The 23,042-nt window shown below is 68.1% G+C and carries 25 protein-coding genes; 13 read left to right on the top strand and 12 right to left on the bottom strand.

Annotated features, from left to right (window positions below):
- Window positions 1-82: 82 nt before the first annotated feature.
- The 8 genes from ABZS29_RS01480 (at window position 83) to ABZS29_RS01445 (ending at window position 7,915) form a co-directional block, all read left to right on the top strand.
- Window positions 83-1,174 carry a type IV pilus twitching motility protein PilT gene (locus tag ABZS29_RS01480; protein ID WP_355457482.1) on the top strand — a complete coding sequence of 364 codons (1,092 nt, stop codon included), beginning with the start codon at window positions 83-85 and terminating at the stop codon, window positions 1,172-1,174.
- The gene (locus tag ABZS29_RS01475; protein ID WP_355457480.1) at window positions 1,171-2,373 is read left to right on the top strand and encodes a GspE/PulE family protein; all 1,203 of its coding nucleotides are present in this window, start codon (window positions 1,171-1,173) and stop codon (window positions 2,371-2,373) included. The genes ABZS29_RS01480 and ABZS29_RS01475 overlap by 4 nt, the downstream gene beginning before the upstream one ends.
- Window positions 2,370-3,575: a type II secretion system F family protein gene (locus ABZS29_RS01470; RefSeq protein WP_355457478.1), complete on the top strand. Its 1,206-nt coding sequence runs from the start codon at window positions 2,370-2,372 to the stop codon at window positions 3,573-3,575. The genes ABZS29_RS01475 and ABZS29_RS01470 overlap by 4 nt, the downstream gene beginning before the upstream one ends.
- A complete protein-coding gene (locus tag ABZS29_RS01465) occupies window positions 3,575-4,009 on the top strand; it encodes a type II secretion system protein (RefSeq protein WP_355457476.1) in 435 nt (144 codons plus the stop codon). Before ABZS29_RS01470 ends, ABZS29_RS01465 begins: the two co-directional genes overlap by 1 nt.
- Window positions 4,000-4,623, top strand: a complete 624-nt coding sequence (locus ABZS29_RS01460) for a prepilin-type N-terminal cleavage/methylation domain-containing protein (RefSeq protein ID WP_355457474.1) — start codon at window positions 4,000-4,002, stop codon at window positions 4,621-4,623. Before ABZS29_RS01465 ends, ABZS29_RS01460 begins: the two co-directional genes overlap by 10 nt.
- Window positions 4,620-6,521, top strand: a complete 1,902-nt coding sequence (locus ABZS29_RS01455) for a hypothetical protein (RefSeq protein ID WP_355457473.1) — start codon at window positions 4,620-4,622, stop codon at window positions 6,519-6,521. The genes ABZS29_RS01460 and ABZS29_RS01455 overlap by 4 nt, the downstream gene beginning before the upstream one ends.
- Before the next feature lie 83 nt (window positions 6,522-6,604).
- A complete protein-coding gene (locus ABZS29_RS01450) occupies window positions 6,605-7,246 on the top strand; it encodes a response regulator transcription factor (RefSeq protein ID WP_355457471.1) in 642 nt (213 codons plus the stop codon).
- Between the two features lie 18 nt (window positions 7,247-7,264).
- The gene (locus tag ABZS29_RS01445; RefSeq protein WP_355457469.1) at window positions 7,265-7,915 is read left to right on the top strand and encodes a hypothetical protein; all 651 of its coding nucleotides are present in this window, start codon (window positions 7,265-7,267) and stop codon (window positions 7,913-7,915) included.
- 399 nt (window positions 7,916-8,314) lie between these two features.
- Here ABZS29_RS01445 and ABZS29_RS01440 read toward each other — a convergent pair whose 3' ends face one another.
- The 10 genes from ABZS29_RS01440 to ABZS29_RS01395 all read right to left on the bottom strand — a co-directional run bounded on the left by ABZS29_RS01440 (window position 8,315) and on the right by ABZS29_RS01395 (window position 17,187).
- Window positions 8,315-8,968, bottom strand: coding sequence for a methyltransferase (locus ABZS29_RS01440; RefSeq protein ID WP_355457467.1), 654 nt, complete (start codon window positions 8,966-8,968; stop codon window positions 8,315-8,317).
- 7 nt (window positions 8,969-8,975) lie between these two features.
- Window positions 8,976-9,884, bottom strand: a complete 909-nt coding sequence (locus tag ABZS29_RS01435; protein WP_355457465.1) for a type II secretion system F family protein — start codon at window positions 9,882-9,884, stop codon at window positions 8,976-8,978.
- Window position 9,885: 1 nt separating this feature from the next.
- Entirely contained in the window at window positions 9,886-11,790 is a 1,905-nt protein-coding gene (locus ABZS29_RS01430; RefSeq protein ID WP_355457464.1) for a VWA domain-containing protein, read from the bottom strand.
- A complete protein-coding gene (locus ABZS29_RS01425; RefSeq protein ID WP_355457463.1) occupies window positions 11,787-13,172 on the bottom strand; it encodes a CpaF family protein in 1,386 nt (461 codons plus the stop codon). The genes ABZS29_RS01430 and ABZS29_RS01425 overlap by 4 nt, the downstream gene beginning before the upstream one ends.
- Window positions 13,172-14,341 carry an AAA family ATPase gene (locus ABZS29_RS01420; RefSeq protein ID WP_355457461.1) on the bottom strand — a complete coding sequence of 390 codons (1,170 nt, stop codon included), beginning with the start codon at window positions 14,339-14,341 and terminating at the stop codon, window positions 13,172-13,174. The genes ABZS29_RS01425 and ABZS29_RS01420 overlap by 1 nt, the downstream gene beginning before the upstream one ends.
- A gap of 1 nt (window position 14,342) precedes the next feature.
- Window positions 14,343-15,152: a Flp pilus assembly protein CpaB gene (gene cpaB / locus ABZS29_RS01415; RefSeq protein ID WP_355457459.1), complete on the bottom strand. Its 810-nt coding sequence runs from the start codon at window positions 15,150-15,152 to the stop codon at window positions 14,343-14,345.
- 26 nt (window positions 15,153-15,178) lie between these two features.
- A complete protein-coding gene (locus ABZS29_RS01410) occupies window positions 15,179-16,303 on the bottom strand; it encodes a pilus assembly protein TadG-related protein (protein ID WP_355457457.1) in 1,125 nt (374 codons plus the stop codon).
- Window positions 16,291-16,698, bottom strand: a complete 408-nt coding sequence (locus ABZS29_RS01405) for a TadE/TadG family type IV pilus assembly protein (RefSeq protein WP_355457456.1) — start codon at window positions 16,696-16,698, stop codon at window positions 16,291-16,293. The genes ABZS29_RS01410 and ABZS29_RS01405 overlap by 13 nt, the downstream gene beginning before the upstream one ends.
- A gap of 50 nt (window positions 16,699-16,748) precedes the next feature.
- Window positions 16,749-16,922 (bottom strand): Flp family type IVb pilin, encoded by a 174-nt coding sequence (locus ABZS29_RS01400; RefSeq protein WP_355457455.1) that lies wholly within the window; start codon window positions 16,920-16,922, stop codon window positions 16,749-16,751.
- A 79-nt stretch (window positions 16,923-17,001) separates the two neighbouring features.
- A complete protein-coding gene (locus tag ABZS29_RS01395; RefSeq protein ID WP_355457454.1) occupies window positions 17,002-17,187 on the bottom strand; it encodes a Flp family type IVb pilin in 186 nt (61 codons plus the stop codon).
- A 304-nt stretch (window positions 17,188-17,491) separates the two neighbouring features.
- Between ABZS29_RS01395 and ABZS29_RS01390 the strand changes: the two genes are divergently transcribed.
- Together ABZS29_RS01390 and ABZS29_RS01385 are read left to right on the top strand one after the other, a co-directional pair.
- A complete protein-coding gene (locus tag ABZS29_RS01390) occupies window positions 17,492-18,247 on the top strand; it encodes an A24 family peptidase (protein WP_355457452.1) in 756 nt (251 codons plus the stop codon).
- Window positions 18,248-18,438: 191 nt separating this feature from the next.
- On the top strand, window positions 18,439-19,113 hold the full coding sequence (locus tag ABZS29_RS01385) for a response regulator transcription factor (RefSeq protein WP_355457451.1): 675 nt from the start codon (window positions 18,439-18,441) through the stop codon (window positions 19,111-19,113).
- Between the two features lie 3 nt (window positions 19,114-19,116).
- Here ABZS29_RS01385 and ABZS29_RS01380 read toward each other — a convergent pair whose 3' ends face one another.
- Window positions 19,117-19,620 carry an NUDIX domain-containing protein gene (locus ABZS29_RS01380; protein WP_355457449.1) on the bottom strand — a complete coding sequence of 168 codons (504 nt, stop codon included), beginning with the start codon at window positions 19,618-19,620 and terminating at the stop codon, window positions 19,117-19,119.
- Between the two features lie 122 nt (window positions 19,621-19,742).
- On the bottom strand, window positions 19,743-21,029 hold the full coding sequence (locus tag ABZS29_RS01375; RefSeq protein WP_355457447.1) for a zinc-dependent metalloprotease: 1,287 nt from the start codon (window positions 21,027-21,029) through the stop codon (window positions 19,743-19,745).
- Window positions 21,030-21,152: 123 nt separating this feature from the next.
- Here ABZS29_RS01375 and ABZS29_RS01370 point away from each other — a divergent pair, with 123 nt between their 5' ends.
- The 3 genes from ABZS29_RS01370 to ABZS29_RS01360 are packed head-to-tail and all read left to right on the top strand — an operon-like array spanning window position 21,153 to window position 23,020.
- On the top strand, window positions 21,153-21,578 hold the full coding sequence (locus ABZS29_RS01370) for a molybdenum cofactor biosynthesis protein MoaE (RefSeq protein WP_355457445.1): 426 nt from the start codon (window positions 21,153-21,155) through the stop codon (window positions 21,576-21,578).
- Between the two features lie 30 nt (window positions 21,579-21,608).
- The gene (locus ABZS29_RS01365; RefSeq protein ID WP_355457443.1) at window positions 21,609-21,986 is read left to right on the top strand and encodes a hypothetical protein; all 378 of its coding nucleotides are present in this window, start codon (window positions 21,609-21,611) and stop codon (window positions 21,984-21,986) included.
- Window positions 21,983-23,020 (top strand): PDZ domain-containing protein, encoded by a 1,038-nt coding sequence (locus tag ABZS29_RS01360; RefSeq protein ID WP_355457442.1) that lies wholly within the window; start codon window positions 21,983-21,985, stop codon window positions 23,018-23,020. The genes ABZS29_RS01365 and ABZS29_RS01360 overlap by 4 nt, the downstream gene beginning before the upstream one ends.
- Window positions 23,021-23,042 lie beyond the last annotated feature (22 nt).

The raw sequence follows: 23,042 nt of genomic DNA, 5'->3' as shown, positions 1-23,042 counted from the left end.
ATTCCCGCCCCTCCAAGTGAGGTGGGCCGGCTCTGAGGAGAGCCGGTCCACCTCGGGCCTCGTTCAACGCCGAAGGGACCTCATGCGTATCCCCTTGCCCGGTAGCCGGGTCGATCTGTTGCTCGAAGAACTCTGGAACGCCGGTGGTACCGATCTGCTCCTCACCGTCGGCATGGCGCCGCAGTTGCGCGTCCACGGCGTCCTGCGACCGGTGGCGGACCGGACACCGCTGACCCGCCGCGACACCGACGCCATGCTCGCCGAGATCCTCAATCCGCACCGCTCGAACGTCTGGCAGACGACGTACGAGCACGACTTCTCGTTCTCGTGGCGGGACAACGCCCGGATCCGCGCGAACGCCTTCACCCAGCGCGGTGACACAGCTGTCGCGCTGCGCGTGATTCCGCGCAGCATTCCGACCATGTCGGAGCTGGGGCTGCCGCCTGTGCTCGGCAGCTTCGTCCGCGCGTTCCAGGGGCTGGTGCTGGTCACCGGGCCGACCGGTTCGGGTAAGTCGACCACGCTGGCTTCGATGATCCACCAGATCAACACCGAGCGGGCCTGCCACATCATCACCATCGAGGACCCGATCGAGTACGTCCACGAGCATCGCAAGTCGGCGGTGAACCAGCGAGAGGTCGGTAGTGACACAGCATCGTTCCCTGACGCACTGCGAGCCGCGCTGCGGGAGGACCCCGACGTCCTGCTGGTCGGCGAGATGCGAGACCTGGAGTCGATCAGGTTCGCACTCACCATCGCCGAGACCGGCCATCTGGTCTTCGCAACTCTGCACACCAACGACACCGCGCAGTCACTCGCCCGAATCATCGACGTGTTCCCACCTGAGCAGCAGTCCCAGGTGCGGGTACAACTGGCCGCCGCACTGAGCGGAGTGGTGCACCAGCGGCTGATCCCGCGCACCGGCGGCGGACTGGTCGCCGCGTTCGAGGTCATGGTCGCGAACGCCGGAATCCGCAACCTGATCAAGGAAGGCAAGACGCATCAGCTGCGCAACGCCCTCGTCACCGGCCGGCGCGAAGGCATGATCACTCTGGAGCAGTCGCTGTCGGCGCTGGTGCAGTCCGGTGAGATCTCGAGCGAGGACGCGTACGCACGGAGCTCGTACCCGAAGGAGATCGAGCTTCGGCCGCGGGCGAAGGCCGTGTCGTCGTGAAGCACAGCGGACAGGAGCGTGCCGAGGACGTCTCCGTGGTGCAGGTCGTGCAGCGCATCATCACCGAGGGGCTGCGCGAGCGCGCGTCGGACATTCACATCGAGCCGCATGACGACGTGGTGCGGGTGCGGCTGCGGGTCGACGGAGCTCTGCGTGAGCTCGTCGAGTTGCCCGGTGCGATCGGGCCGGGTCTGGTCAGCCGGATCAAGGTGCTGGCCGACCTGGACATCATCGAGCGCAGGCGGTCCCAGGACGGACAGATCCGGATGAAGGTCGCCGAACGCGACGTCGACATCCGGGTCTCGACCGCAGCCGTGGTCGGCGGCGAGAAGGTCGTGCTGCGGCTCCTCGACAAGAGCCGGGCACTGCTCCGGCTCCAACAGCTCGGCATGTCGCCTGAGTTGGCCGAGCGCTATTCCGCGCTGCTGCGCACGCCGTACGGGATGGTGATCTGCGCGGGGCCGACCGGGAGCGGCAAGACGACCACGCTGTACGGATCGCTCGGCGAGATCGACAGCCCCGAGCGCAACGTGATGACGATCGAGGACCCGGTCGAGTACAGCTATGCGTCGATCAACCAGATCCAGATCAACGAGGCCGCCGGGATCACCTTCGCCACTGGACTACGGGCGATTCTGCGGCAGGACCCCGATGTGATCCTGGTGGGCGAGATCCGCGACTCCGAGACCGCACGGATCGCCGTACAGGCCGCACTGACCGGGCACCTGGTCCTGTCCTCGGTGCACGCCACCGACACCGCGACAGCGCTGCATCGCTTGCTGGACATGGGGATCGAGAACTTCCTGGTCGCCTCGTCGGTCAGTGCGGTGATCGCGCAGCGGCTCATTCGGAAGGTCTGTGACAGCTGTCGCTCGTACTACGTTCCGCCGCCGGCCGAGGTGGCGTTCCTGGCGAGTGTGGGCGTCGACGTACCGGATAGGGGGCTGGTGCGCGGCTCGGGCTGCACCTTCTGCGCACAGACCGGCTATCACGAGCGGACCGGGGTGTATGAGCTGCTTCCGGTGACCGATCCGATCCGAGAGCTCGTGGTGGACCGCGCACCGCTCGCAGAGGTGCGCAAGGTCGCCACCTACGAAGGCATGCGCACGTTGCAGGAAGAGGGTGCCCGGCTGGCGCGAGCAGGAGTCACCACAGTCGCCGAGGTACTCCGGTCGATCTACACGGTGGGGATGCGATGACCAGATACACGTACGTCGCAGTCGAGTCCGACGGGAGCACCAAACGCGGTACGACGCGTGCGGAGAGCCGAGAGGACGCAGAACTGGCCCTGTACGAGCGGGAGCTGCGCAACATCCGGCTGACCGAGAAGCCGAGCATTCTGCAGCTGGAGATCACTGCTCGGCGCGTGAAACGGGAAGAGGTGATGCATCTGACCCGGCAGCTCGGTGCTTTCGTCGCTGCGGGTCTACCGCTGACGGAGTCGGTTCACAGCTTGGCCCGGGAGGCAGAGAACTCCACCGTGCGCCGGATGATGCTGGAGGTCGAGGACGGCCTGCGGGACGGCGAGCGGCTGTCGGAATGCTTCGACCGGCATCCACGGATCTTTCCCGAGTTCTACCGCGGCATCCTGCGCTCTGCCGAGTTGAGCGGCCGCCTGGACACTGTGCTCGCACAGCTCGCGCGCTACCTCGAACGCGATCTCGAAGCGCGCCGGCGGATCAAGCAGGCCACCATCTACCCGGCCGTCGTCGCGGCGATGTCGATGGTGACTCTGATCGTCCTGGCCGGGTTCGTGCTGCCGCGGTTCCGCACGTTCTTCGACAGCCTCGGGGCGACGCTGCCGTTGCCTACGCGCATTCTGCTCGGCATTACCAACTTCCTGAGCAGCTGGTGGTGGGCACTGATGATCGGCGCCGGAGTAGTGATCCTCGCGATCGTCTACGCGACCAGTACGACGGCCGGCCGCTACCTGCGCGACCGCATCGTGCTGGCGCTGCCCGTGATCGGACCGACCGTGCAGTACGCGCTGGTCGAGCGCTTCTGCCGGATTCTGGCCTCCATGGTCAGCGCAGGTGTCCAGCTGCCACAGGCGTTGCGAGTGGCGACCGGCTCGCTGCCCAACCGGGTCTACCGGCGCTCTCTGGGGCGAGTGATGGAGTCGATGTTGCAGGGCGAGGGACTGGCTCGGCCGTTGGCCGCTACCGGTCTCTTCCCGGCCACAGCTGCTCAGATGCTCCGAGTGGGCGAAGACACCGGCACGCTCGACACCCAGCTCGAGGTCACCGCGCAGTACTACGAAGGGGAGCTGGACTACAAGCTCAAGAAGCTCATCGGCCTGTTCGAGCCGGCCGTGATCCTGGTGATGGGCGGAGTCGTCGGCTTCGTCGCGATCGCCCTGGTGTCCGCGATGTACGGAATCTTCCGGCAGGTGCAGGGGTAATGCGGGAACACGGGGAGAGTTTGCTGGAGCTGGTCGTCGCCATAGCGCTGATGGGTGTTGCCATCGTGGCAGTGATGGCAGGACTGACGACGACGGTGTTGATGTCTGACACCCAGCGCAAAGAGGCGACTGCGGTGGCGACGGTCCGCAACTATGCCGAGGCGCTGCAGAACTACGTTGCCAGCGGCCACTACGTCCCGTGCGCCACGACGTACGTCGTACCGGGGTTTGCTGTGCCGGAGGGGTTCACAGCGAAGGTGGTCGGTGGGTCGGTGCAGTACTGGACCGGTGCGTTGTGGTTGCCGCTGTGCTTGCCGGATCGTGGGCTGCAGCGGGTGCGGGTGTCAGTTGCGAGTACGGACGGGCGCGCGGTGCAGACGCTGGACGTCGTACTGCGCAAGCCTTGCCGGGTTGAGGATCCGCCGTGCACCTGAGGCGGACCGAGCGTGGGTTCACGCTGATCGAGGTTCTGATCACCATGGCACTGATGGGCGTCGTAACGCTGGCACTGGCCGACCTGGTCACCGTGGCACTCCGCCAGATGAGTGCGACCTCGGACCGGATGGACATGGCGCAGGACGCGCAGCTCGGCGCGACGTACTTCTCCCGCGATGTTGCAGGGCTCGGACTGCGTGACTACGGCACGGTCGGTGTCGACGGGACCCAGCCGTTCAAACAGTCAGTGCAGCTCGATGCGCCCTTCGCTGCGGGCGGAGTCACCTGCGGGCCATTGCCCGATGCAACTGTCCGGCTCTTGTCGGACCATTGGGACACGTCCGTCGTTCCGGCTGTCCGGCGGACCGCGGTGGTTGCGTACTACCTGAAGGCCGATGAACTGCACCGAGCGAGCTGCGTCAGTCCCGGTACGGCGCCCGCGTTTGACGTTCGAGTAGCAGCGAACGTCAAACCGGGCAGCCTCACGGTCAGCTGCTCAACTGCCTGTACGTCGACCGTGGTCCCGCTGGCTGTCACGCTGCGCTTCGTGCTCGTCAAGCCGGCGGCGGGTGAGTACGAGGTCGTGCTCAGTGGACTCCGGAGGCAGTCGTGAGGCGCCGCGACGAGCGCGGCGGCTCGCTGCTGCTGGTGCTTGTCGTGATCACTGTGATCGCCACTGCGTTGTCTGCGCTGTTGTCCCGGGCTGACACTGCACAGCGGGTGTCGAACAGTCTCCGCCAGCAGACTGTGGCGTCGTACGCGGCGGACGGTGCGATGGAGGCAGCGATCAACAACCTGCGCAACAGCTCCTACAACGGCGAGTCCGGACAGAAGTGCTTCGGCCTGTCCGACACGTTGTCGCTGGTGCTGTTCAACGGGCTCGACTCCGCCGCGGTGACGTGCCGGCCGGATCCGAAGCAGGTTGTGGTCAGCTGCTCCACGCCTTCGGACTGCAACCGGCCTGCCAACGCGGTGCTGGCGCTCGGGCAGATTCCGGGGGAGAGCGGTGTGACCGTGGAGCAGCCTGCGGACTCCACGCTGCAGGTCCACGGCAGTGTCGTGTCGAACTCACCGATCTCCGTGACCGGTCTCTTCGATCCGAGTGGTCTGCTGACTCTCAACAGTGATGCCACGGATCCGGGGTATCCATCTCTTGCGACGGTTCCGAGCCATCGATCGTTGCCGGCGTGTACTGCTCCAGGAGGGCTCGTTACCTTCCTGCCGGGCTACTACGACGATGCTGCGGGGCTGACTGCGCTGATGGCTGGTGACAGTCCTTGTCGGGGGAGCACCTGGTGGTTCAAGCCGGGGATCTACTACTTCGACTTTCACAACAGTCAGAACCCGTTGCTGGACAGTAGTTCGCATGCTTGGACGATCGACAGTGGGACTCTGATCGGTGGCACGCGGGCCGGGAGTGTTCCGGGCGCTTGTGCGAGTCCGCTTGATGGTGCGGCCGACGGCGTACGGTTCGTGTTCGGTGGTGACAGCCGGTTGGTGGTGAAGGGCGGCCAGGCTGAGCTGTGCGGTACGTACTCCGCGACGCAGCCGCCGATCGCCGTACAGGGACTGACTAGTGGTGCGGAGAGTGTCACTACTCAGGACCGACGGCCGACGTCGGTGTCGCTGCTGAGCAAGTTCGGCTTGAGCGCGACACCTGCGCGACTCTCTGCGGTCGATGGTGTCGCTGCTAGCTGGAAGAGTGCCGTGGCGGGTGACAGCGCTCCGCTCACGCTCAGTGGCTACAGCCAGGGTGGTGCGATGCCCGCCGGCTCGGTGCTGGAGTCGGCCGCTCTGAAGATCACCCATCGGCACAGCGACCCGACCACGGTCGATCAGCTGGACCTGTCGGTTGACGTCGGAACTGGTGCGCCGATCACTGCGTCGGTGACCGGCGTTCCCGGCGGGACGGCGTACCGGACGGAGACGGCGCCGCTCGACGCTGCGCGGACGGGTGCACTCGCTCGGGCCGTGTACGACGGGACCTTCAGCAGTGCGAGTGTGGCGCTGACGACGCGGCTGGCCGCGAAGGACGACACGGAGGACATCGACGCCGTACAGCTGGAGCTCCGGTACACCGCACCGGCACTGCGTGCTGCGCACGGTTGTGTCACCGCAGGGCCGTATCCCAGTAATACAAGCGCTTGTGCGGTGATTGAGGCATCTGGGCGGTTCTTCGTTCAGGGCACGGTCGATGTGCCGGAAGGCGTCCTCGATCTGACCATTGCGCCGGGTCTGCCGCCCGCGGTGTCAGGTGGGGTGGTGGTTCGTGCTTTGCAGCTCACTGCAACGGGAAGGCTGTCCGGAGTGGCGATAGCTCGACCGGATGACTCTCCGGGACTCACCTTCGGTGTCCAGCTGACGGCGTACATCTGCCCGGGTGCGCTGCTGTGTGCGCCCGGTGGGAAGCCTGCACTGCAGGCACGGATCGGACTCGTCGACGCTGACCCGGAACATCCGGACGCAGGTCGCCGCGCGGTCACTGTCCTCGGCTGGTGGCGCGCCGGCTGATGGTGTCGTGTCGAGTAACACCACGGGGCCCGGCCTCTATCGCGTCGGCATCACGCTGCGTAGTTTGGTCCGCGGGGGGATCCATGAACGAGTTGGTCAAGGTCGTCGTCATCGACGATCACACACTGGTCCGCTACGGCCTGATCGGCCTGGTCGGTACCGAACCCGACCTCGAGGTGGTCGGCGACAGCGGCCGCCGCGCGGACGTCTTCGGAATCGTTCTGTCCGAGCGCCCGAACGTCATCGTCCTCGACGTCTCGCCGCCCGACCTCGCCGGCCTCCGCATCGCCCGCGACCTCCGCCACCGGTACGCCGACCTGGGCATCGTCCTGCTCGCCCCCGACGGCCAGGACGATCTTCTCTTCTCCGCACTCGAGTCCGGCGTCTCCGCCTTCGTCGCCAAAAGCGCGCCCACCGACGAGATGCTCGCCGCCATCCGGCACGCCGCCGTGGCCCCGACCTCCTTCACCGCGACCGGCCTCGGGCCCGCCATGGCCCGCCGCGACCACCCAGCCGCTCAGACCCTGCTCAGTCCCCGTGAAGCGCAGGTCCTGGATCTGCTGGGCCAAGGCCTGTCGGTGCGCGACATCGCCCTGGCCCTCTCGGTCAGCATCTCCACCGCCAAGACCTACGTCGCCCGTCTCTACGAAAAACTCGAAGTCTCGAACCGGGCCCAAGCCATCATGACCGCCCTCCAACGCGGCCTGCTGGCACCGAAGGGCTGACCGCTACGCTCTACCACCATGGCGTCCAGCCGCTCCACCTCCTCCGCAGACCGTCGCGTGGTCGTTCTGGTCGTCCCTGCGACGCCTAGCTGGGCCCCACCCGGCCGCACTCCGACGGCCTGGCACCACGCCCTCACCGAGGACACCTACGAGCTCCTCGCCGATCTGGCGCAGGTAGACGTCGCCGTAGCTGTGGTGACCGACCATGCGGTCTCGGGTGACGACGCTTCGGTGGCTGCGGTTCGTGAGCTCACCTGGCCGGGTACTCCGGTCTACGCAGTCTCGGGTGACAACCCCGTGCTGCAGGCGATCGAGCTCGCTGGCCCGGCGGCCGCGGTGGTGGCGGTGAGTCACGACGTACCGGATCTTCCGGGGCTGCTGATCGGCAAGCTGTTCCGCGCGCTCGGCTCGGCCGACATCGCCGTCACACCCGCGACCGATGGTTCGCTGGCCGCGATCGGTGTCAATCTCCCCATCGCGCCCTGGGTCCAGGAACTCGCCCCGACCTTCGACACCACGCTGCCCGACCTCGAAGCAGCGAAGCCTCGGCGCCACGCTGTTGCCGTCGGCCCTGGTTGGCACCGGCTGCGATCGAATGCTGACCTAGCGCAACTGGATCCCGGCCTCGAGGGCTGGGATGCGACAAGATCTCTACTTCGTCGTCCTTGACCCGTCACCTTCGTCCTGGTGGCTCGTTCACCATGCAGCGGGGGCTTCTGGGGGAGGCCGCACCACCCGTCGATGCCGTTCAGGGGCGGTGATCGACACCGGTGCAGACCCGCCGCGGAGGCCCGCTCGGGGGAGCGGGCCCGCAGTCAAGGTCGCCCCTGAGCCGGCCGAGGCTGCACCGGCAATCGGGGGGATCCACGGGGGATCGCAGTACGACGGGGGAACGCAGTACCAGCGGGGGAACGCAGTACCGCTAGGTGAGGGATCGCGCTGCAGCGGGGGGATTCACGGGGGACGCAGTACCGGGGGGATACGGGGGTTGTGGGGCAGCAGTGAGGCACCACAGACGTAACGCCGGGGTGGGCACAGCAGGCAGGTGTCCACCCCGGCGTCGCTCGCTCAGAACACGCCGGGGAGCAAGGCGGCGGTCCGAGTCCGGTACGACGTGTAGGCGGGCAGTGCGCCGATGAGGACCTGCTCCTCGCGCCGGGCTCGGTAGATCTGCAGCCCCACGAGGATCAGCCAGACACCGCCGACCAGGAGGTTGTCCGCGGCAATGGCCAGGCCAAGGGACGACACGATTTCGCCCGTGTACAAGGGATGTCGCACCCACCGGTACGGACCGTGGTCGACGACGTCGCGGGCCTGGGCGATGATCGACAGATTCCGTCCGAGCGTCCACAGCGACCAGACGGACCACGCCGTACCGGCGACCAGCAGGACGTCCGCGATCAGCAGCCGTCCGACACCGCCGGTTCCTCGGGTGAGCAGGGGAAACGCGAACGGGGTCAGGGTCGCCACGATCGCGGCCACGTGGGCGACGACCGACGTACCCGTGGCCTTGGCCGGACCGCGTCGCAGGTACGCCCAGATGATCACCGCGTAGAACACCGCGACCAGCGCGGTGCCGATCCAGCGCAAGGTGCTCGCGTCGGAGGGCTGACGCAGCACCATCGCGCCGGCGATCAGCATCAAGGTCGCGAGCGGCACCATGATCAGCCGGCCGAGGTCGAGCCGGCGGGACGGGACACGAACAGCGGTGCGAACGACCATGGCCGGTCTACTTTCCGAAGAAGAGCGCGACGATGCTGAGCGCGCCCGGACCGATGATGACGACGAACATCGACGGGAACAGGCAGAACACCAGCGGAAACAGGATCTTCACGGGCACCTTCTGGGCCCGCTCCTCGGCCCGCTGCCGACGCCGCAACCGCATCTCCTTGGCCTGCTCGCGCAGCACGTCGGCGATCGTGATCCCCAGTTCGCCGGCCTGGATCAGCGCCGACACGAATGCCCGCAGTTCGGGGACGGTCGTCCGCTCGGTCGACGCCCGCAGCGCCTGCGACCGCGACTTGCCGATCTGCATCTCCTGCAGCACCCGGGAGAACTCGGCCGCCAGCGGACCCTTGGTGTTGCGCGCGACCTGAGCCAGCGCGGCGTCGAATCCGAGTCCGGCCTCGACGCACACCGTCAGCATGTCGAGCGCGTCCGGCAGGGCCCGCTGAATCTTCTGCTGCCGTTTGATTCCGGCGTTGTACAACAAGATGTCGGGCAGGAAGAAGCCGGCCGCCGCACCGACCCCGGTCCCGACGATCAGGAGCCCGATCGCACGGACGCCGTACAGGGCGCCGAGGCCACCGAGGACGAACAGGCCGAGGCCTTTGACGGCCAGGATCCGGTCCGGCGTCCACGCCGACGGGTTGCCCGCGAGGTCGAGTCGGCGTTGCAGCGTCGTACCGATGCCGGACGGCGACAGCCGCACCGCCAGTCCGCGGAGCCAGCCGGGCATCGCGGCGAACCGGTCGGTCGAGGTCTCGGCCTCGGCCGGCGTGTGTCGCGTGTAGTGGTTGTCGATCGTGGCCAGCGCCCGCGCCACGCCGCCCTCGGCGGGCCGCGCGAGGACTCCGGCCACAGCCAGCGCGATCGCCAGTCCGAGCGCGGCGACGCCGCCGATCAGGAGCAATGTCATGTCACGCCTCCACCTTGATCAGTGCCCGGATCCAGAACGCACCGATGATGATCAGGACGGCGCCGCCGGCGACCATCATCAGACCGGCCGGTGTGGTGTAGAGCGGCCGCATGTACTCGGATTTGGTGTACGTCATGAACAGCGCCAGTACGATCGGCAACGCGACGATGATGTAGCCGGACAGCCGGCCCTCCGCGCTCAGCGCCTGCACGTGGCGACGGGTCTGGGCTCGTTCGCGCATGGTGTCGACGGTGTTCTTCAGCACCTCGGCGAGGTTGCCGCCGACCTCACGCTGGATGCGGATCGCCATCACGACCCAGCGCAGGTCGTCGGACTCCATCCGGTCGGCGACGTGGTTGAGGCTCTCCTCGAGTTCGATTCCGATCCGCGTCTCGGCGAGCGCCCGGGAGAACTCGCCCGCCGCGGGCTGAGTGCCGTCCCGGACCACTGCGTCGACAGCTTGTGCGACCGAGAACCCGGATCGCAGCGACCCGACGATCAGCTGCAGGACATCCGGCAGCTGCTCGCTGAACGCTGCCCGTCGCCGGCTGATCCGGATGCTGAGGTACGCGAACTGCAAGAACCAGCCGCAGGCCAGTCCGACCGGGATACTCGCCAGCGGCGACAGACCGAACAACATCGCCAGGACCACCAGCACAGCGGCCACACACACGGTCAGCAACGCCCACTCGGCCGGTTTGCGCTTCACGTCGGCGAGATCGAGCCGCCGCGCGAGCCCCTGCTCGGCGCCTGCCGACCGCAACGCCTGACCGACAAAACCGACCGCAGTCCGCGCAGCGGCTCCCTCGGCCTCAGTGGCAGCGTGCTCGTCACGCCGGGGACCGTATTGACCGACCTGGTGCAGCAGCCGCCGTGTCGCGTCCTGGCGAACCCCCTGCCACCGGAAGAGCACTACTGCTAGCAGTAGGAACAGGAAGACACCGGACAGCAACGCGAGCAACTGCCAGGTCCATACAGTCCGATGCGGCACAGGAGCCGGTACGACGTTCTCCGGCGTCGGCGTACTCCGCGGAGTGAGCGCGGCGAAGGTGACCGTGGTCTGGGCGTGGACCGCTCCGACTGTGACCTGCAGCGAGACGCGTTGACCGGCCAGAGCATCCGGGACAAGAACGTCGATCGCCGAGCGAGCGGTGAAGTTGCGAGCAACCTCTGCGAATGCTGCTGTCAGCTCGGAAGCGCTCTGGGCGGTGAGAGTCCGCCCGCCTGCGGCTGCCGCGATCTGTTGTGCGGCCGACCGGTCACCTTTGCCGTAGCGGAAGGCGACCACGTCAGCAGGAACGCCAGCACCGGCCAGCTGTCCGGTAACCAAGCTGAGCTTGGCTTTGCTCGAGGTGTCGACGCCATCGGACAGTACAACGAGCCTGCGCTGAGCACCGGCCCCGAGCTGGGTGCTGCCGAGCGCATCGGCCGCCGCTCGGACCGCGTCGTACAGGGCGGTGTCTCCGCCGGCCCGTACTTGCGCGAGTGCGTTGCGGACCGAGTTGCGGCTGGTGGTCGGTTTGACGACGAGCCGAGGACGATCGGAGAAGGTGAGCAGTCCGGCCAGCACGTCCCCGGGCAGGCTGTTCAGGTAGCTCAGCGCTGCCTGGCGTGCGGCGGCGATACCAGAACCGGCCATCGAACCGCTGCTGTCGAGGACGAGAATCACCGCACGTGACGGTGCTGTTCTGGTCTTGGCGCTGCTGATCGGGGTCGCGCGCGCCACCAGTGTCGTTCGGCCGGCGGTGACCTGGACAGGCCCGTCGACGTTGGCCGTGGTGAGTAGCAGGCTGGCGTGTCCCGGGGTGACCTTCACCGAGTCGATGCGCACCGACGGGTCGCCCGCGGCCCACGCCGTACCGGGAACGAGTGTCAGCAGCAGAAGCGCGGCGAGTAGCCGTCTCATCGGGTCACCTCGTCCAGACCGAACATCCGCGGCGGCAGGTGGACACCCTGGTCGGCCAGCCGGTCCAGGAAGCCGGGGCGGAGACCGGTCGGCCGCAGTGCGCCCCGGAACCACCCACGCTCGTCCACCCCGGCCCGGAAATCGAACAGGAACAGGTCCTGCAGGGTGATGACCTCCCCCTCCATCCCGGTGACCTCAGTGATGTGAGTGATCCGCCGCGTCCCGTCCCGAAGCCGGGACTGGTGCACGATCAGGTCGATCGCGGACGACATCTGCTCACGGATCGCCCGTTGCGGCAGGTCCACACCGGCCATCAGCACCATGGTCTCCAGCCGGGACAGCGAGTCGCGCGGTGCATTGGAGTGCACGGTGGTGATCGAGCCGTCGTGACCGGTGTTCATGGCCTGCAACATGTCCAGCGCGGCCCCGTCGCGGACCTCGCCGATGATGATCCGGTCGGGCCGCATCCGCAGCGCGTTGCGGACGAGGTCGCGGATCGCGATCTCACCGCGCCGCTCCACGTTCGAGGGTCGCGACTCCAGCCGCAGGACGTGCTCCTGCCGGAGCTGCAGTTCGGCGGCGTCCTCGATCGTCACGATGCGCTCGTCGTCGGGCAGGAACGACGACAGGACGTTGAGCGTCGTCGTCTTGCCCGACCCGGTGCCGCCGCCGATCAGAATGTTCAGCCGGCCGCGGACACACGCCTGCAGGAGGTCTGCGACCGCCGGAGTGAGGGTGCCGAACGAGACCAGATCGTCGACGGTGAACGGATCGGCGGCGAACTTCCGGATCGTCAGCAACGACCCGTCCAGCGCGATCGGCGGGACGACGGCGTTCACGCGGCTGCCGTCGGGCAGCCGGGCGTCCACCATCGGACTCGCGTCGTCGACCCGCCGGCCGACCCGGGACACGATCTTGTCGATCGTGCGCCGCAGGTGGTTCTCGTCGGTGAACGCCGCCTCGACAGGCTGCAGCCGTCCGTTGCGTTCGACGTAGATCTGGTCGTGGCCGTTCACCATGATCTCCGAGACGCCGGCGTCGCGCAGATAGGGCTCGAGCGGACCGTGGCCGAGGATCTCGTCGGCGACTTCCTGGGCCACCCGCGCCCGGTCGGTGGCGGTCATCGGGGTGTCGTCGCGTTGCAGGACGGCCTGCAGGGTCTGGGTAACCTGCTGCTCGAGTTCGCGCTGGTCGAGATGGGCGTCGTACAACTTGGGGCCCAAGGTCTCGATCAGTCCCTGGTGGACACTGCGCTTCACACCGGCGAACGGATCCGCGTTGCGCGCGGCGCGCCGGGGTACGTCGGCCGCCGGTCGCGGCGCCTCGGGGTGCGCCTGCGGAGTCTGGCCCTGCCGCTGGGCGAGGCGCTCGGACAGGTTCATCATCGCCTCCCCGAGCTACGCCGGGCGAGGCTCCGGGCCCGGGGCCGGACGGGCTGATCGATCAGGCGCTCCCGGGCGAACCGGGCGATCGCCTTGCTGACCGGATGCGCCGGCGTACCGAACACGATCGGGATGCCCTGGTTGGTCGAGATCGGCACGTTGCGGCTCGACGGCACCTGGGCGTCGATCGTCGTACGCACCACTCGTTCGACATCGCCCGGAGTCAGCCCGACCTTCGAATCGGACCGGTTGACCAGCACTGAGCGGATGTCGCGCGAGTACGACAGCAGGTCGAGCATGTCGAGGGTGATCCGCATGTTCTTCATCGCCGGCGTGTCCGGCGTGGTCAGGAGGACATGGTGGTCGGACAGGTCCATCGCGGTCAGCACGTGCTCGCTGAACTGGGCCGGAGTGTCGACCACGACGAAGTCGTACATCCCGCGCAGGACCGTGAGCAGCTCGCCGACGAGCGCGGCCGGGATCTTCTCGGCGTCGCCGGGGGTCACCGGCGCCAGCAGCATGTCCAGGCCGGGCCGGTACGGCGTCAGGAGCGAGGCAGCGCCGGTCACGTCGAGATGGCCGGCCATCGGCAACGCGTCGCTGATCGTCCGGACCGGCTCGAGCAGGACGCTGATCGCGACATCTCCGAACGACAGGTCGAGATCCACGAGGCAGACCCGCCGGACGCCGTCGGCCAGTGCCGCGGCCAGGTTGATCGCGATGGTGGTCTTGCCACATCCGCCCTTGGCGGCGAACACCGTCACCACTTTGCCGTACTGGACTGGCTCCGGCTCCGGGCCGACGTGCGGCTCCGACCGAACCCGCCACGACAACTCGCGGGACCGCTCGCACGCCGCGGTCAGTGCGGCTTGGTCGCCGACGGCAACGACTTCCCGTACGCCGGCCCGCAGGGCCTCGGTGAGCAGAGTGACGTCGACCTGGTCACGGACGAGGATGACGCCCGTGGTCGGCCGTTCCACCCGGAGCTGCTCGGTGAACCCGAGTGCCTCGGCGGTGTCGGCGGCTGGTCCCACGACGACGAGGTCCTCGGCGGGATCGTCGTACAGGGCGTGGAAGGCGGAGGCGAGGTCCTCGACGGTCCGGACCGCTCCGTCGATACTTGCGGACAGGTCCTCCGGCCACGTGGCCGGCTGGCAGAGAATCGTCATCTCAGCGTCCTTTCTTGGCCGGTGGCGGGAACTGCGGGACGACGTGGTCGTCGGGCTTCACCTCGGCGTTCGGGCCGCGCAGAGCCAGGTAGGGCAGACCGGTCTGGGTGAGCAGGATCAGCCGCTCGGCGTTGTCCTGGTTGACCGCGACCGTCACCAGGATCAGGTCGTTCTGCGGTCCGGAGGTGTTCTGCGAGACGTTGGTGGTTTTCACGTCGCCCTCGGTCTGCTTCGCCGCGCCGATCGCGATCACACGCACCTTCGGGATCACCACGCGGGTGTTGCTGATGCCCTTACCCACTTGCTGTTTGTGCTGGCCGGTGCAGTTCGGCTGCGCCGCGACATCGGCGTTGTCGCCGGTGACGACGGTGCCGAACACCGCGACCTGCGAGCCGACTTTCACGTTGCCGGCCACTGCTTCCGCGCCGCACAGCGTGATCGTGACGGCGACCTGCCCGTCCGGGATCACGAGCCCGTTCGTCGCCCGCTCGGCAGGCACCAGCATCGAGCGCAGCATCAGCTGACCGGGGCCGAGGTCGGACGACGTCACCAGGGCGTCCTGGTTCGCGGCCAGCTCGGTGACCGCGTCCGTCGACACCGACGCCGCCGGCAGCGTTTCCTTGCGCAGCAACGGTTTCGCGTCCTTGACCGTCGTACCGGACGGGATCGCCTGGTCGGCGACGAGCACGGTGACGGCCTGCTGCCCGGCGACGGCGCGAGCGTCCGCGCGGTTGACGTAGACCAGGACGGCCAGCGTTCCGGTGATGGCCAGCGCGACCGCCAGCACGATGGTCACAACTCGACGTTTCATTTCGATTCTCTCTTCTGCGCGGCGCGCTAGCCGGCGAGCTTGATCGCGGTCGCACCGAAGTAGGTGCCGCTGCCGATGGTGGTGGTGACCGGGACGAGGGCCTGAGTGAAATGGCCGAAGAGGCAGGACGGCGTGGTCTTGCCGTTCGGGCAGTCGGCCTTGGAGAACGGCGCCGGAATGGCGTCCTTGAGCGGGTTCAGGTTCGAGTAACCGGTCAGCACGAAGGCCGCCAGCCCGACCATGTGGTACGTCGCCCCGCTGCCGGTCCCGGTCGTCGTGTCGAAGATCGGGAGGAAGATCGGCGTCTTGTTCGCGACGTACGACGTTATTGCGTCCTGACACGCCTTGGAGATGTTCTTGCCGGGATCGTTGCCGGCCGCGTAGCCGCTGGCGGTCAGGTCGATATCGGCCGTACACGGACCGCTCTCGCTCAACCAGCCGAATTCGCCAGGTCTGCTCAGACCGGCGCAGGTCGGCGCGCTGGGAGCATCCCGGACAAAGATCCGGACATCGGTGCCGAACACCGGGGGCGTACCACCGGTCGCCTGCGTCCAGGCGCAGAGCGACAACGTGATGGCGAGCGACTTCGCGGTCTGCAGGGCCGGTCCCCACATCGCGCGAGCACAGGCGAGCACCGTGCTGCCTTGATAGCTGGACTTGCCGGCGACAGCGCGGGAGAACACCGGCGGCAGCAACGACGATCCGCCAGTTGTCCGGGTCGCAGTGTGTACGTCGACGTAGTTCGTACCCGACGCCGGAGCGGTCGGGCAGTCCAGGAGCGTCCCCGACGATCCCGGGCAACCGGGTAGGCCGCCTTTGAGGTCGTGGCCGCACACCAGGGTCACGGCTGAGACGCCGTCCTTGGCGTTCAGGTTCGCGTAGGTTCCCGCGGATCCCGGAGTGCACGAAGGACCGACGACACAGCTCTTGGCGACTGCGATCGAGCCGGCGTCGGCACCGTTCTGCAGCTCGGCACGCTCCTGGTACAGCATGCCGACGTCGATGACGAGGGCAGCCATTCCCAGCAGCACCCCGGTACCGAGCAGCGAGGCGACCAGGACACCGAACGCGCCCCGGTCGTCGGAGCCGAGCAGCCGCAGCGTCGGGCGGCCAAGCTTGCGCAGCACGTTGCGTCGCATCACGTTTCGCATGGCATGACTCCCTTGGCCGTCAAAGTGACCTGGCCGCTCATGCCGCTGCCGCCGAAGAAGCTGACGAGATAACCGAGCCCGGGTGTGAACTGGAAGCTGTAACTGGTCTGAACGGAACCGTTGCTCGCCGGACCGGCCCCCACCGGGCAACTCGACGAGACCGCCACGCCGACCGGGCTGAGCCCGGTCGCGGCGGCCTGCGTACGGCCCGAGACGTTCGGCTGTCCGAGTGCCACCAGCCGGGCGCCCTCCCGGGCGGCCTGGGTGAGGGTCTGCTGGGCGTTGAGCATCCGGCCGAAGTCGACGATGCCCATCACGATCAGCAGCAGCATCGGCAGCAGCAACGCGAACTCGACCGCGGTGGCGCCCCGATCCTCGCGGACTCTGGCAAACATGGGGTCTCCTGGTGAACGATTCCTGGGCGGTGTGAGTTCTGGGGATGGAGTCAGAACGCGGCGACGACGGCTGTGTACAGCGCGGCGACCTGCGGCCCGAAGACGACCAGCGCCGGAGCGACGACCACGGCGACCAGCGCCAGCAGGAGGCCGTACTCGACCATGGACGCCCCGCGCTCGTCGTACCGGAGCATGTCTTTGACGAACCTGGTGAGAGTGCGCATCGGTCCTCCTCTCGGGACAGTGGCGGCCCGGCCGGTCGGCCGGGCCGCATCACCCACGTGGTCTGAGTGGGCCGACTCGTCAGAGGCTGCCGGCGACGGTGGTGAACAGCGCGGCGATCGCCGTACCGAGCGGGCCGGCCGCGGCGGCCACGATGACTGCGATCAGGGCGACCAGCAGGCCGTACTCGACCATCGAGGCGCCGCGCTCGTCGCGGCGCAGCTGGCTGGTGTAGGTCCGCACGAAGGCGGTCAGGTTCTTACGCATGAGGCACTCCTTCTGGGGTGGCGGGCAACGAGTCCCACCGTCTGGTCCGGTCGGCTCGCTGCCACCCGGTACCGGAACAGTGCCGGACCGCCGCGGTCTCGCGGGATCGGTCAACCGGCCACGATCGCTCGCCCGACCGACCGACTCCGAACCCGTTGCCGGCACCCGAACGGCCGACAGCCGACACCCGTTGTCGTCCATCCGGAGGGCGGTGTCGTCCACCGGACCGACACTCGCCCTTCGGTCGGGCAGACCTCCCCGGCATCCATTCCGCGGAGTCGCCCGCCGACCTACCTTGGCCAGCATGAATGCGCTGATCTCGACCGGCCTTGGGGGAAGCGGCCTCGCCGGCTGGGTGGTGGCCGGTGCCGTGGTCGGCTTCGTGGCGGCCACGCTGCTGCGGACGACTGTGTTCCGGTTGTCCGTACCCTCCGGTGAGCCGCCCCGCACCACGTGCCTGAGCTGTGGGACGCGCATCAGCGCTGTCCTTCGCTGTCCCCGCTGTCACACCTGGTACGGCGTCCCGCTCGTCCTCGAGCTCGTGACCGCAGTGGTGGCCGGCCTGTTGACCTGGCGCTTCGCGGGCTCACCGGCCGCGCCCGCCTTCGTTTTCATCGGCGTGATCGGGGTGGCCCTGGCGGCCGTCGACATCTCCGTCCAGCGCTTGCCCAACCGGTTGACCGTCCTGCTCTACCCGGGCCTGATCGTGCTGTTCGGCGCGGCCGCGGTGTCCAGCGGTCAGGCCGATTTGTTGCTTCGGGCAATCTTCGGGGGGCTGGTCCTCGGCACTGCCTATCTAATCCTCGCGCTGCTCGGCCGTGGTCAGCTCGGTGGCGGCGACGTCAAGCTCGCCGGCGGTATCGGCATCGCCCTCGGGTGGCTGGGCTGGCCGGCCGTCTTCGCCGGAGCGGCGCTCGGGTTCGTGCTGATGGCCGTCGTCAGCCTCGCACTGCTCGCCGCCCGTCGGATCACGTTGCAACACTCCGTGAGCTTCGGGCCGTTCATGCTCGCGGGCGCCTTGGTCGCCGTGCTCCTGAGTGCTGCCGTCCCGACGGCGTGAACATAACGGAGCGTGATATCAATAAGCGCTTTCGGGGAATTTGATTACCAAGCGTTCAACCACCTGAGTGGGAAAGCACCTGTTTGAAAGATGTAACGGAACCCCGAAAGTCTGCGATCATCCTTACAGAACGTGACAACACCTGATTCTCCGGCTGGGGGGCCACGGGGCGAGGATGCGGGGGACCGGCTATGCACAACCCAATCACAGTCGTCGTCATCGACGGCCACACGCTGACCAGATACGGATTGATCGGGCTCGTCGGCGCCGACGCCGACATCACGATCGTGGGCGAATGCGCCCTCGCGGCCGACGCGCCCGCGCTGGTCGGTTCGGCTCGCCCGGATGTCGTCGTACTGGATGTCTCGCTGCCGGACGCGGACGGCTTCCAGCTCGCCCGGCAACTCCGGGACCGGCACCCCGAGCTCGGCATCGTCGTCCTCACCGCCCAGGCCGAGGACGACGTCCTCTTCCGGGCGCTGGAGAACGGCGTCTCCGCCTTCGTGCACAAGACCGCCCCGACCGCCGAGGTCCTCGGTGCGATCCGCCATGCGGCGGTGGCGGCCGCGTCCTTCACCGCCACCGGTTTGGCGCATGCCTTGGCTCGCCGTACGCAGATCGCCCAGGTCGGCCTGCCGGCGGTCGCCGGTCACGCTCTCAGCCCACGCGAGTTCGAAGTCCTCGCCCAGCTCGCCACCGGCCGATCGGTGCCGATGATCGCCGCGAGCATGTTCGTCAGCGTCTCGACGGCGAAGACCTATGTCTCGCGGGTCTACGACAAGCTCGGCGCGACCAACCGGGCCAACGCCATCATGACCGCGATGCGGCTGGGTCTGCTCACTGCTGAGGTCGACGTCCCAGCCTGAAGCTCACCGCAACCCGCTGGCCACCAACTGCCGAACCGAATCGTCCAGCCCGGCCGGCAGTTCGTCCACGCCGAACCACGCGAGGTCGTGCGATTCCTCGCTCACGACGTACGCCGTGGCCGCGGCCGCCGTCACCAGGAACTGAACATCCAGGTGATAAGTCCCCGCACACCCACCCGCCAGAATCTCGTGCCGTGAAAGCCGCACCGGCACCGGATCGATCGTGAGCCCGCTCAACCCCGACTCCTCCGTTGCCTCCCGCAACGCAGCCCCTGCAAGCGTCTTGTCTCCCCGCTCGCAATGCCCACCCAGCTGCAACCACAGCCCGATCGTCCGGTGCAACGTCAGCAGAACCCGCTCACCAGCCCCGTCGACCACCAACGCACTCGCCGTCACATGCTCGGGCCGGCACTCCCGCCACATCCCATCGGCATGCGCCCGGAGATGCCGCAGATAGTGCTCCCGCAACTCCTCCTGCTCCGCATCCGGCGCATCCCACCCCGTCAAAACCCCAACCGCATCCTCAAGAAGCACACCCCAGCATCCCAACCGCCCCACCCCAGGACAGCTAGCGGGGTGGGGCGGAGGGGTGCCAGGGAAGTCTGTGCCGCTCGAGCTTTGGTGAGCGCCTACTTCGTATCGGGGTTGCTCTCGTCGGTCGGAGGGTTGTCGAGGAAGTCGGTGATGTCGATGTCGGAGAGTTCGCCGGCGTGCTGGGCGAAGCCGATCGGGTCGTCGAGGTCGGTGGTGCTGGGCAGCAGGTCAGGGTGCGACCAGAGGTTGTCGCGCCCGTCGATGCCGCGGGCGTCGCGGACGGCGGCCCAGAGGTTCGCGGCGTCGCGGAGGCGGCGAGGGCGCAGCTGGAGACCGACGAGGGTGGCGAAGGTCTGCTCGGCGGGACCACCGGCGGCACGGCGACGGCGTACCGTCTCGGCGAGCTGGATGGCGGCGGGCATCCGGTCCTTGGTCGCCTGCCGGACGACGTCGTCGACCCAGCCCTCGACCAGCGCGAGCGCGGTCTCGAGACGGGCGAGCGCCGCCTTCTGCTGCTCGGAGTCCTCGGGCTCGAACAGTCCGCCGGCGAGTGCCTCCTGCATGGCCTCGGGGTTCTGCGGGTCGATGTCCGCCATCGCGCGCTCGATCTTGCCCCGGTCGACCTCGATGCCGGCCGCGTAGTCGGCGACCGCGGCGAACAGGTGCTGGCGCAGCCACGGCACGCCTGCGAACAGCCGCTGGTGAGCGACCTCACGCAGCGCGAGGTAGAGCCGGACGTCCTCGTCCGCGAGCTCCAGCCCTTCGGCGAACTTCAGGATGTTGTCCGGCAACAGAACGGCCTGACCTGTCGGCCCCAGCGGCAGACCGATGTCCGACGAACTCACCACTTCACCCGCAAGCTCACCGAGCGCCTGACCGACCTGCGCACCGAAGATCGAGCCGCCGAGCTGGCGCAGCATCCCCGCCATCGGTCCGGCGAGCTGCTGGGCCTCGGCGGGCAGCGCGCCGCCCATCGCGCCGGCGACGTGCTCCGCGACCGGGTCGACGACCGTCTGCCACACGGGCAGCGTGTTCTCGACCCACTCGGCGCGGCTCCAGGCCGCGGAGGTCGTGGAGACCTCGGGCAGCGTGGTCGCCTCGTCCAGCCAGTGCTCGGCCAGCCGGACCGCGTCCGCGACCCGATCGGAGTCGGTCGGAGTGATCGACCGGTCACCGGCAGCCGACACCGTCTTGCGGGCGATGTCCTTGGCCAGGTCCCAGTTCACCGGCTTGCCGTCGGTCGACCCGCTCAGCAGCTGCTGGACCTGCGCGAAGATCGCGTTCAGATCCGGCGTGCCACCCGCGCCGGCCGCACCGGAGAACTGCTGGAACATGGCCTCGAACGGAGTTCCCTTGAACGGGTTGTCCGGTTCGTCGCTCATCGGAGTGGCCTTCCTGTGCGGGTACGGCGTACTACTCCAACGTACTGGTTCCACGTGTCGGTTCCGCCCCCGGCGAACGGGGGTGTGCTGGCCCAGGCCGGAGTACCAAGGGAGAATAGAGCCATGAGCGACGCGATCAGGCTGCTGGACATCCGTGCGGACGCACTGTCCAGTGACGAGGTGCTGGCCGCTGTGTCCGACCCCACAGCGGGCGGGACCGCTCTTTTCATCGGCACGGTGCGCAACCACGACCAGGCCAAGCCGGTCGATCGGCTGAGCTACGAGGCCCACCCGGACGCGCTGCGGCACCTGCAGTTGGTGGCCGAGCGGATCTGCGCGGACCCGGCGGTGACAGCCCTGGCCGCTGTTCATCGGATCGGTGATCTGAAGATCGGCGACGCCGCGGTCATCGTCGCCGTCGCCGCCTCGCACCGGGACCTCGCCTTCACCGCGTGCCGGCGGTTGATCGACGATCTCAAGTCCGAGGTCCCGATTTGGAAACACCAGCACTTCGCCGACGGTGCCAGCGAGTGGGTCGGCGCGCACTGACCCGTACGCTGGGCGCATGAAGGTGGCCGGATGAAGGTTTTGGCGTGGCTGGCGTTCCCGCTGGCCGCCACTGTCCTGGCCATGTGCTGGGCCGCGTGGCGTGGCCGGAACCGCGGTCCGCGCCGGTCGGCAGGCACCTTCGCCTCGGTCGAGGAGTTCCACCGTTTCAGCGATGCCCTGGCTGCTCCCGGCCCGCAGGCCACCCCGCGCCGCCGTACCTTGGCGTCCGCGCGGCTGGGCCGGCGCGCGCCGCGCAACACCTCGGGCAACACGTCGGGCAACGCTTCGGACACGGCGGGGACAGATGCGGCGACCCGCTCGTTGAGGTCGGCAGAGGGGCACGTCGGCAAGAAGCTCGGTTCGGCCGAGACGTTGGATTCCACCAAGACCGCAGGGCAGGGTTCGTGACACGTCGTACCGCAACGCTGGTCACTTCGATCATCGTGCTCGTCATCTCGCTCGGGCTGCTCACCGCGTTCCCGGTGCCGTTCGTCTCGTTCAGCCCCGGCCCGGTCAAGGACACCCTCGGGACGGCGAAGAACAAGCCGGTCATCGAGATCACCGGCTACGACACCTTCCCGACCTCCGGCCAGCTCGACCTGACCACGGTCTCGGTCACCTCGCCGGACCGCGAGCTCACCCTGCCGCAGGCGATGCGGAACTGGCTCGACCCGCACCACGACCTCTTCCCTCGCGACATCATCTACCCGCCGGACCAGAGCGCCGACGAGGTCGAGCAGCAGAACACCGCGGAGATGACCGGCTCGCAGGACAGCGCGGTCGCGGCCGCACTGCAGGCCGCGAAGGTTCCCTTCCACACGAAGGTCGCGACGGTCTCCAAGGGATCGCCCGCCGACGGGAAGCTGAAGCCCGGCGACGTCGTCCTGCAGGTGGACGGCCAGCCGATGACGCAGATCCCGCAGGTCGGTGACGCGGTCCGCAAGCACAAGGTCGGTGAGCTGGTCACCTTCGAAATCCGCCGGGACAAGAAGGAGCAGACCGTCCAGCTCAAGACGGCAGCCACCCCAGGTGAGGAGACCCGGCCGATGGTCGGCATCACCATCGGGGTCGACTCCCCGGTCAAGGTGACGGTCAACCTCGGGCAGGACATCGGGGGCCCGAGCGCCGGAACGGCCTTCGCCCTGGCCATCTACGACAAGCTGACCCCGGGTCCGCTGCTGGCCGGCAAGCACGTCGCCGGCACAGGCACCATCGACGCGCTCGGCCAGGTCGGCGCGATCGGCGGCATCCAGCAGAAGATCGCCGGCGCCAAGAACGACGGCGCCACGGTGTTCCTGGTGCCCGCCCCGAACTGTGCGGCCGCGCTGCACGCCGGGGTGAAGGGCATCCAGCTCGTGAAGATCAGCACGCTGGAGGACGCGATCGCCGGCCTGAAGGCGGTCAGCAGCGGAAAGGGCGACGTCCCCGGATGCACGCCCTGAGTCATCGAGACCTGAGTCATCG

The organism is Kribbella sp. NPDC005582 (assembly GCF_040605415.1).
In the GTDB taxonomy this organism is placed as follows: Bacteria; Actinomycetota; Actinomycetes; order Propionibacteriales; family Kribbellaceae; genus Kribbella.
This window is presented reverse-complemented; position numbering and strand designations above follow the sequence as displayed.

Bases quoted from the DNA above. Each gene is read 5' to 3' on its own strand.
- ABZS29_RS01375 (WP_355457447.1), bottom strand. From the start codon at position 21,029: ATGAGCGACGAACCGGACAACCCGTTCAAGGGAACTCCGTTCGAGGCC.
- ABZS29_RS01405 (WP_355457456.1), bottom strand. From the start codon at position 16,698: ATGTTTGCCAGAGTCCGCGAGGATCGGGGCGCCACCGCGGTCGAGTTC.
- ABZS29_RS01385 (WP_355457451.1), top strand. From the start codon at position 18,439: ATGCACAACCCAATCACAGTCGTCGTCATCGACGGCCACACGCTGACC.
- ABZS29_RS01450 (WP_355457471.1), top strand. From the start codon at position 6,605: ATGAACGAGTTGGTCAAGGTCGTCGTCATCGACGATCACACACTGGTC.
- ABZS29_RS01395 (WP_355457454.1), bottom strand. From the start codon at position 17,187: ATGCGTAAGAACCTGACCGCCTTCGTGCGGACCTACACCAGCCAGCTG.
- ABZS29_RS01445 (WP_355457469.1), top strand. From the start codon at position 7,265: ATGGCGTCCAGCCGCTCCACCTCCTCCGCAGACCGTCGCGTGGTCGTT.
- ABZS29_RS01435 (WP_355457465.1), bottom strand. From the start codon at position 9,884: ATGACATTGCTCCTGATCGGCGGCGTCGCCGCGCTCGGACTGGCGATC.
- ABZS29_RS01470 (WP_355457478.1), top strand. From the start codon at position 2,370: ATGACCAGATACACGTACGTCGCAGTCGAGTCCGACGGGAGCACCAAA.
- ABZS29_RS01465 (WP_355457476.1), top strand. From the start codon at position 3,575: ATGCGGGAACACGGGGAGAGTTTGCTGGAGCTGGTCGTCGCCATAGCG.
- ABZS29_RS01400 (WP_355457455.1), bottom strand. From the start codon at position 16,922: ATGCGCACTCTCACCAGGTTCGTCAAAGACATGCTCCGGTACGACGAG.
- ABZS29_RS01420 (WP_355457461.1), bottom strand. From the start codon at position 14,341: ATGACGATTCTCTGCCAGCCGGCCACGTGGCCGGAGGACCTGTCCGCA.
- cpaB (WP_355457459.1), bottom strand. From the start codon at position 15,152: ATGAAACGTCGAGTTGTGACCATCGTGCTGGCGGTCGCGCTGGCCATC.
- ABZS29_RS01390 (WP_355457452.1), top strand. From the start codon at position 17,492: ATGAATGCGCTGATCTCGACCGGCCTTGGGGGAAGCGGCCTCGCCGGC.
- ABZS29_RS01365 (WP_355457443.1), top strand. From the start codon at position 21,609: ATGAAGGTTTTGGCGTGGCTGGCGTTCCCGCTGGCCGCCACTGTCCTG.
- ABZS29_RS01440 (WP_355457467.1), bottom strand. From the start codon at position 8,968: ATGGTCGTTCGCACCGCTGTTCGTGTCCCGTCCCGCCGGCTCGACCTC.
- ABZS29_RS01410 (WP_355457457.1), bottom strand. From the start codon at position 16,303: ATGCGAAACGTGATGCGACGCAACGTGCTGCGCAAGCTTGGCCGCCCG.
- ABZS29_RS01370 (WP_355457445.1), top strand. From the start codon at position 21,153: ATGAGCGACGCGATCAGGCTGCTGGACATCCGTGCGGACGCACTGTCC.
- ABZS29_RS01480 (WP_355457482.1), top strand. From the start codon at position 83: ATGCGTATCCCCTTGCCCGGTAGCCGGGTCGATCTGTTGCTCGAAGAA.
- ABZS29_RS01430 (WP_355457464.1), bottom strand. From the start codon at position 11,790: ATGAGACGGCTACTCGCCGCGCTTCTGCTGCTGACACTCGTTCCCGGT.
- ABZS29_RS01425 (WP_355457463.1), bottom strand. From the start codon at position 13,172: ATGAACCTGTCCGAGCGCCTCGCCCAGCGGCAGGGCCAGACTCCGCAG.